This is a genomic window from Actinomadura darangshiensis (assembly GCF_004349235.1).
GTDB lineage: Bacteria > Actinomycetota > Actinomycetes > Streptosporangiales > Streptosporangiaceae > Spirillospora > Spirillospora darangshiensis.
The window spans coordinates 1-3,724 of sequence record NZ_SMKY01000503.1; the positions used below are offsets into that span (position 1 = coordinate 1).

Annotated in this window: 5 protein-coding genes; 4 read left to right on the plus strand and 1 reads right to left on the minus strand. The window is 71.7% G+C overall.

From position 1 onward, the window contains the following. The 4 genes from E1293_RS45470 to E1293_RS45485 form a co-directional block, all read left to right on the plus strand. Nucleotides 1-675 (plus strand): response regulator (locus E1293_RS45470; RefSeq protein WP_341770258.1); only part of this gene is annotated, 675 nt, incomplete at its 5' end. Nucleotides 676-722: 47 nt separating this feature from the next. Next, the gene (locus tag E1293_RS45475; RefSeq protein WP_132206134.1) at nt 723-929 is read left to right on the plus strand and encodes a hypothetical protein; all 207 of its coding nucleotides are present in this window, start codon (nt 723-725) and stop codon (nt 927-929) included. A gap of 368 nt (nt 930-1,297) precedes the next feature. After that, nucleotides 1,298-2,461, plus strand: coding sequence for a thiolase family protein (locus E1293_RS45480; protein ID WP_132206136.1), 1,164 nt, complete (start codon nt 1,298-1,300; stop codon nt 2,459-2,461). Nucleotides 2,462-2,482: 21 nt separating this feature from the next. Continuing rightward, complete coding sequence (locus E1293_RS45485) at nt 2,483-2,929, plus strand: winged helix-turn-helix transcriptional regulator (protein WP_132206138.1); 447 nt, start codon at nt 2,483-2,485, stop codon at nt 2,927-2,929. Nucleotides 2,930-3,220: 291 nt separating this feature from the next. On the opposite strand, the gene E1293_RS45495 is transcribed toward E1293_RS45485, so the two are convergent. After that, on the minus strand, nt 3,221-3,724 hold a 504-nt coding region (locus E1293_RS45495; protein WP_132206140.1), incomplete at its 5' end, for a LysE family translocator.

Consider the following 3,724-nt stretch of genomic DNA (forward strand, 5'->3'; position numbering starts at 1 on the left):
GGGGTGATCAAGGTGCTTGTCGTGGAGGATGACCGGGTCGCGGCTGAGGCGCATCGGGTCTATGTCGAGCGGGTCGCCGGGTTCAGTGTGGCGGGGGTCGTCCACTCGGGGGCGGACGCGCTGCGGTTCTGTGAGCGGACGCCGGTCGATGTCGTCCTGCTGGACTTCTATCTGCCAGACACCCATGGGCTCACGGTGTGCCGCGCGCTGCGCGCAGGGGGACGGGACGTGGACATCATCGCCGTCACCTCCGCCCGGGACCTCACCGTGATCCGCACCGCCGTGTCGGTGGGCGTCGTCCAGTACCTGCTGAAGCCGTTCACGTTCGCGTCGCTGCGCGACAAGCTCGACCGATATGCCCGGTTCCGGGAGCAGGCGGTGGGCAGCGGGGAGGTCAGCGGGCAGGCGGACGTGGACGGGATGCTCGCCACCCTGCGCACCCCCGATCACCGTTCGCTGCCCAAGGGCATGAGCGGCGAGACGCTCCAGGCCGTGACCGACGCGCTGGCCGGGGCCGCGGACGGCCTCTCCGCCGCCGCGGCCGCCGACCTCACCGGCGTCTCCCGCGTCACCGCGCGCCGCTACCTGGAGTACCTCGCGGAGAACGGCCTGGCCAAGCGCAGGCCCCACTACGGACAGGTGGGTCGTCCGGAGGTGCGCTTCTATCCGGGGTAGACGGGGTACCTATGGGACGACAGTGAAATGACATCGGGGGAGTTGTCGTGAACGACAAGCCTGGCAAGCGCGGCGAGCCCACGGGCGAGGCGAAGACCGGACCGGAGCGCGAGGAGCGGTCGCCCCGTGCCGAGGAGCCGGTGCCCCGTGCCGAGGAGCGGATGCCCCGTGCCGAGGAGAAGGCCCCGGGCAAGGAGCAGAAGAAGAAACCGGGCGACGCGGCGCGCAAGATGCGCGCGATGTTCAAGGGTTAGGCGGGTCGTGCGGCCCCATGATTGACGACACCTTGGATTCCTGTTTGGGGTGTATGTCCGTGCGTGCGACTAACGTCCGAAGTGAACGTGATGTCGAGGAGATCGAGGAGGCACGCTTGTCCGACCGTGAACTTTCGGGCGGCTCCACCGAGGGGCTCTTCGACGTATGGAGGGAACAGACGGACCACGGCATGGGCCCCTCCCGCTGAGCGGCCCGATGGCCCGGGGGTCGCGGCGATGCGCCGCGATCCCCGGGTTTTTCCTGCGCGGTTGTGTTATCCAACTCACTTGGCCAGTGGGTTGTGTTCTCCAACTCAAGGCTCGGATACTGCGATGGTGAGTTGGAAAACACAACGGAGGTGGACGTCATGCGGGACGCGGTGATCGTGGAGGCGGTGCGCACTCCGCTGGGCAAGGGCAGACCGAACGGGTCCCTGCACGGCGACCACCCGGCCGACCTGCTGGCCCGGACGCTGAAATCGCTGGTCGAGCGCGCCGGCATCGACCCGGCGGAGGTCGACGACGTCATCGGCGGCGTCGTCACCCAGGCCGGCGACCAGGCGCTCAACATCACCCGCACGGCCGTCCTCGCCGCCGGGTTCCCCGAGACCGTCCCCGCCATGACGGTCGACCGGCAGTGCGGCTCGTCCCAGCAGGCCCTGCACATCGCGGCGCAGGGCGTGCAGAGCGGCGCCTACGACGTCGCGATCGCGTGCGGGGTCGAGTCGATGTCGCGGGTGCCGATGGGGTCGAGCGTCCTGCCCGGCAGCGACCCGTTCGGCCCGATGCTCGCCGAGCGCTACCCGGACGGCCTGGTCGGGCAGGGCATCAGCGCCGAGCTGATCGCCTCCCGCTGGGACCTCGGCCGCGAGGACCTGGACGCCTTCGCCTGCGAGTCGCACCGCCGCGCCGCGGAGGCATGGAAGAACGGCGAGTTCGACCGGGAGGTCGCCTGGACGGGGCAGCGGGACGAGACCGTCCGCCCCGGAACATCGCCGGAGATTCTCGCCGGCCTGAAGCCCGCCTACTACGACGAGCGCATGGCCGCGCGCTTCCCCGAGATCGACTGGAAGATCACCGCGGGCAACGCGTCCCCGGTCAACGACGGCGCCGCGGCCGTCCTGGTCATGGGCGCCGACGTCGCCGCACGCCTCGGTCTGCGCCCCCGCGCTCGCTTCCACGCGTTCGCCGTGACCGGCGACGACCCGCTGCTGATGCTCACCGCGATCATCCCGGCGACCGAGAAGGTGCTGCGGCGCGGCGGCCTCACCCTGGACGACATCGACCTGTTCGAGGTGAACGAGGCGTTCGCCCCGGTCGTCCTCGCCTGGCGGCGGGAGACCGGCGCCGACCTCGCCCGCGTCAACGTCCGCGGCGGCGCGATCGCGATCGGGCACCCCCTCGGCGCGAGCGGCGCCCGCCTGATGACGACGCTGCTGCACGCCCTCGAAGACCGCGGCGGGAGGTTCGGCCTGCAGACCATGTGCGAGGCGGGCGGCCTGGCCAACGCCACCGTCGTCGAACGGCTCTGACCGGCGGCTAGGCTTCCCGCTATGCCGAAGGACGCCGATCCGCGCGACTGCTCGATCGCCGACACCCTCGGCCTGGTCGGCGAGCGCTGGAGCCTGCTCGCCATCCGCGAGCTGAGCTACGGGGTGCGGCGCTTCGACCAGATCGTCCGCAACACGGGCGCGTCCCGCGACATCCTCACGTCCAGGCTCCGCAAGCTGGAGGCGAACGGCGTCATCCGCCGCGAACGCTACAGCGACCACCCGGCGCGCTACGAGTACCGCCTCACGCCCGCCGGGCTGGAGCTGTGCGACGTCCTGCTCGTGCTGATGGCGTGGGGTGACCGGCACCTGCACGCCGGCGACCCGCCCGTCCGCTGGCAGCACTCCTGCGGTGAGACGGTCAACCCGCTGGTCATCTGCCGGCACTGCGGCAACGAGGCCCGCAGGGGCGCCCACTCACCCACCGGCCGCGGCGCCCGCACCGCCTGACCAGGTCGGACGGCCGAACCAACGGCCTGCTCGGCCGCCTGGCCCGGGGCGGCGGCGAGGCGGTCGCGCGCTTCGGTGTGGGCGGCTACGCGCGCGTCGAGGACGGCGAGTCGGTCCAGCGCGATCCGGACTCCCTCGTCGGACGGCGGGACGGCCGTCACGTCCCCGTCCAGGCAGACGGTGAACGCCCGCACGTCAGCGAGCGTGAGGTCCACGGCAAGAAGCCGGCGGATGTTCCGGACCCGCACGGCGTCGTCCCCGTCGCCCGCGCCAGTTCGCCGATCCGCGTCGTCACCGCTCCGCGGCCAGGCGCACGCCCAGGCCGATGAACAGGCTCCCCACCGTGACGTTGAGTCGGCGGCGGGCGGTGTGCCGGCGGCGCAGCCAGTCTCCGATGCGTCCCGCGAGGACGCCGACCGTCCCGTCCACGAGGAACTCCAGCACGATCAGGACGGCGCCGAGGACCGCGAACTGCACCCAGACGTGCCCGCGCCCCGGATCGATGAACTGGGGCAGGAACGCGATCGTGAACGTGACCATCTTCGGGTTCAGCAGATTGGTCAGCAGCCCGTTCAGGTAGGCCTTGCGCCCCGACACCCCCGCCGGCGCGATGTCCTCGTCCTTGCGATGCCGGAGGGTCTGGACGCCCAGGTAGATCAGGTAGACGGCCCCGGCGATCCGGACCGCGGTGAACGCGACCGGTACCGCCGCGAACAGCGCGGCCAGCCCGGCCGCGGCCACGGCGACGTGCACGGCCTCGCTCGTCGCGACCCCCGCCGTCGCGAGCAGCCCCGC

What these genes read in the sequence shown, in the direction of transcription:
- E1293_RS45480 (WP_132206136.1), top strand. Translation starts at nt 1,298, where the DNA reads ATGCGGGACGCGGTGATCGTGGAGGCGGTGCGCACTCCGCTGGGCAAG.
- E1293_RS45485 (WP_132206138.1), top strand. Translation starts at nt 2,483, where the DNA reads ATGCCGAAGGACGCCGATCCGCGCGACTGCTCGATCGCCGACACCCTC.